The sequence below is a fragment of the Nocardia sp. NPDC058497 genome (assembly GCF_042720195.1).
In the GTDB taxonomy this organism is placed as follows: domain Bacteria; phylum Actinomycetota; class Actinomycetes; order Mycobacteriales; family Mycobacteriaceae; genus Nocardia.
In genome coordinates this window covers 1-1447 of record NZ_JBHXMY010000948.1, presented here as the reverse complement: position 1 = coordinate 1447, position 1447 = coordinate 1, and the positions used below count along the sequence as shown (strand labels likewise).

The window sequence follows — 1447 nt, the reverse complement described above, 5'->3', positions numbered from 1 at the left end:
GCCTCTCATATACAGCCGTCGCTGTGATGGCCCGGAAGTGCCGGGATTTCGACGCGAGGGTCGCTAATCGGGGGCCGATTGGTAACGCCTTACTGATGATGATATTGGCGTGGATCGACCCGTCTGGGTTCTTGTCGCCCTGCACCATAACCATGTCGCCGACCGGCAGCTCGCTCGCCTTCGTGGTGGTCAGCGAGATCACCTGGGTGGCATCGTCGACCAGCACCCGGACCGTCGACCCGCCGAGGGTACTCATGGTGATCTCGGTACCGGTGTTGGCGGTGATGCTGCCCATCGTCGCGCCGAGATCGTCGCCACCGCCGAGACCGGGCAGCCCGGGCAGGCCGCTCGTGGTCGGCGGCACGACCGGAGTCGTCTGTCTGCCGGTCGGCGGCACCAGGAACTGAGTGGTCGTCGGCGCGGCGGCCGTGTTGTCGCCGGACTCGCCGCCGCTGAGGACCAGGCCTGCCAGCACGCCGCCGACCGCGATCAACGCGAGGACGCCCAGGCCGAGCGCGATCCACAATCCGGTGTTCCCCCTGGGCGGTTCGCCCTGGTCACCGTCCTGTGGGCGGGGCGGGTAACCCGGCGGCGGCGCGCCAGGATAGCCCTGGTCGTAGCCGGGGGGCGGCTGGTGCGGCGGTGGTTGCGCCGCGGGATAACCACTTTCGTAGGCACCCCATTGCGCGTCGTGCGGCGGCAACGCCTGCGTCGGATTCGACGGCTGCCCCCACTCGTCGAACCCGCCACCGCCGTACGGCTTGGTCGAATCCATGCCCGGCGAACCCAGCCGTTCGGTCGGCGAATCCTCCGGGCGTTGCCCCCACGGATCGTTCGGGTTCGTCATGAGCTCCAGCGTAGGACAGCGCGGTGCGTTGGGAGGTCCCTACGCACCGCGCTGTGGATATTTCACGAGCTGTGGACAACCTCGCGTTCGACGACCAGCTTGTCGGTGGCGTCGTCTACGCTCACGCGCACCGTGTCGCCGTCGGTGACCGCGCCGGAGAGCAGTTCCTTGGCCAGGCTGTCGCCGATGGCCTGCTGGATCAGCCTGCGCAACGGCCGCGCGCCGTAGGCCGGGTCGTAGCCGCGCACCGCCAGCCACTTCTTGGCCTCGTCGGTGACATCGAGCGTCAGCCGCCGCTGCGCGAGCCGCTTCTGCAGCTGCCGCAGATTGATGCCGACGATCGATTCCAGCTGCTCGGCGTCGAGCGCGTGGAACATCACCACGTCGTCGAGCCGGTTGAGGAACTCCGGCTTGAACGCCCTGCGCACCGCCTCCATCACCTGGTCCTTGTCGCCACCGGCGCCGAGGTTGGAGGTGAGGATGAGGATGGTGTTGCGGAAGTCGACCGTGCGGCCCTGGCTGTCGGTCAGCCTGCCCTCGTCGAGGACCTGCAGCAGGATGTCGAAGACGTCCGGGTGCGCCTTCTCGATCTCGTCGAAC

Annotated in this window: 2 protein-coding genes; both read right to left on the bottom strand. The window is 68.2% G+C overall.

Annotated elements, in window-relative coordinates:
* Positions 1 to 847: DUF5666 domain-containing protein (locus tag ACFWPJ_RS32725; protein ID WP_378857372.1), on the bottom strand; the 847-nt coding region annotated here is incomplete at its 3' end.
* Positions 848 to 909: 62 nt separating this feature from the next.
* Positions 910 to 1447, bottom strand: a 538-nt coding sequence (locus ACFWPJ_RS32720; RefSeq protein ID WP_378857370.1) for an AAA family ATPase, incomplete at its 5' end; no start/stop codon positions are given.